The sequence below is a fragment of the Mesorhizobium sp. M7A.F.Ca.CA.002.04.1.1 genome, assembly GCF_004022805.1.
Taxonomy (GTDB): Bacteria; Pseudomonadota; Alphaproteobacteria; order Rhizobiales; family Rhizobiaceae; genus Mesorhizobium; species Mesorhizobium ciceri.
Map to the genome: position 1 here is coordinate 1 of NZ_RZPL01001127.1, position 1,057 is coordinate 1,057.

Consider the following 1,057-nt stretch of genomic DNA (forward strand, 5'->3'; position numbering starts at 1 on the left):
GTTGTTGCCGGTGCGCCAGGGGTTTAAGCAAGGTTTCATGCATTCACCAAGTGAAGCCGCCGCCGTCCCGCTGACCAATCCGGTCACGAATGGAACGTTTTGTCCGCAGTCGCGGCGACGATTTGTGCTGATCGCGGCAATTCTGGCCTCGGCGCTTGGCTTCATAGACGGCTCCATCCTGGCCATCGCTACACCAGCGATCCGCGTCAATCTCGGCGCAAGCCTTGCCGAGGCGCAGTGGATTTCCAATGCCTATGCGTTGACGCTCTCGGCGCTGATCCTGGCCGGGGGCGCTGCCGGTGACCGATTCGGTCTGCGCCGCGCCTTCGTGGCCGGCATCGCGCTGTTCATCCTCGCTTCGCTTGCCTGTGCGCTGGCGCCGAATGCAATTGTGCTGATCGCATTTCGCGCGTTGCAGGGCATCGGTGCGGCAATCATGGTGCCTGGCAGCCTCGCCATCATCGCCAAGGCCTACCCGAAGAAAGAACGCGGCCGTGCTATCGGCATCTGGGCGGCGGCTTCGGCGCTGACCACGGCACTTGGCCCGGTGTTCGGCGGCTTCGTGCTGTCGGCCTTCGGTGACGGCATCTGGCGGGCGATCTTCGCCATCAACCTGCCGCTGGGCTTGATTTCGATCTGGCTTCTGCTGGCCAAGGTTCCGGCCGATGTGCCGACGGAGAAACGCAGCCTGGATCTCGGCGGTGCAGCGCTCGCGACATTGGCTTTCGGTGCGCTTGCCTATGGGCTGACCTCGATGAGCGCCAGCGGCGAGGGCCTCATGGCAGGGCCGAGCATTGCCGCCGGCGTCGTATTGCTGGCTGTCTTCATCGTCTTCGAGCTTCGGCAGCGCGAGCCGATGATCGACCTCAGCCTGTTTCGCGTCGGTGCTTTCGCCGGCGCCAATGTGGCGACGTTCTTCCTCTATTTTGCGCTGTCGGCCAACCTTTTCTATCTGCCAATGCTGCTGATCGCCGGCTGGGGCCTGAGCACGGCCGAGGTCGGCTTCATCTTCCTGCCCTTGTCGGCATCGATCGCGCTTTTGTCGGGACCTGTCGGC

The 1,057-nt window shown here is 63.6% G+C and carries 1 protein-coding gene; it reads left to right on the forward strand.

Annotation, left to right across the window (positions count from 1 at the left end):
* Nucleotides 1-37 precede the first annotated feature (37 nt).
* Nucleotides 38-1,057: MFS transporter (locus ENZ75_RS32715; protein WP_128278658.1), on the forward strand; the 1,020-nt coding region annotated here is incomplete at its 3' end.